The 239-nt window shown below is 74.1% G+C and carries 1 pseudogene; it reads right to left on the bottom strand.

Annotated elements, in window-relative coordinates:
- A pseudogene (locus tag KVT44_RS56900) lies at positions 1-239 on the bottom strand (acyltransferase); the annotation flags it as partial.

Here is a 239-nt window from a genome sequence, read left to right as displayed (position 1 = left end):
GACACCCCCGACTCCCCCAGGACCACGGCAGAGCGCTGTTCGTACCTCCGGTACACGGTGACGTGCAGGGCCGTCACCACACCAGCCACCACCACCCGCACCGGCACCTGGGCCCACCACACCCCCGTCGCCGGCTCCGGCAGCCGTACGCCGAGGGCCAGCAGCCCCCCGTACACACCGAGCATCGCGGTGAGGGGCCACAGGAAGGCGGGCATGGGCACGCCGGTGGCCGCGGCGAC

Source organism: Streptomyces sp. GbtcB7, from assembly GCF_019091445.1.
GTDB lineage: Bacteria > Actinomycetota > Actinomycetes > Streptomycetales > Streptomycetaceae > Streptomyces > Streptomyces mirabilis.
The sequence above is the reverse complement of the archived record's forward strand: the minus strand, read 5'-3'. Positions and strand labels throughout refer to the sequence as shown.